1 pseudogene is annotated in these 308 nt (G+C 39.3%); it reads left to right on the forward strand.

The window, feature by feature from the left end:
• A pseudogene (locus AD60_RS10060) lies at nt 1-308 on the forward strand (ABC transporter substrate-binding protein); the annotation flags it as partial.

Genomic DNA, 308 nt, shown 5'->3' on the forward strand with positions numbered 1-308 from the left:
TGCTTCATGGGCTACTATATTTGATGGTGAGATGAATCCTACATCTCCTGAATACGAAGAGGCTTTAGTTAATTTCTATCATGATGTAATAGATCCTGCAGTAGAAGTTCAAGGCAACGAAGTACACGTTCATTTGGCAAGACCTTTTGCTCCGTTTTTGAATGTAATTGCTTCTGGAAGTGGTTGGGGTGCAATATTAGATAAAGAATATTCTATAGAAATAGGTTTATGGGATGGAAATGCCGAAGGTTGGTGGAAGTATCACGGATGGACAAAAGAACAGTCTCCATACTTTGACCATGCTATGG

The organism is Petrotoga sp. SL27 (assembly GCF_002924605.1).
In the GTDB taxonomy this organism is placed as follows: domain Bacteria; phylum Thermotogota; class Thermotogae; order Petrotogales; family Petrotogaceae; genus Petrotoga; species Petrotoga sibirica.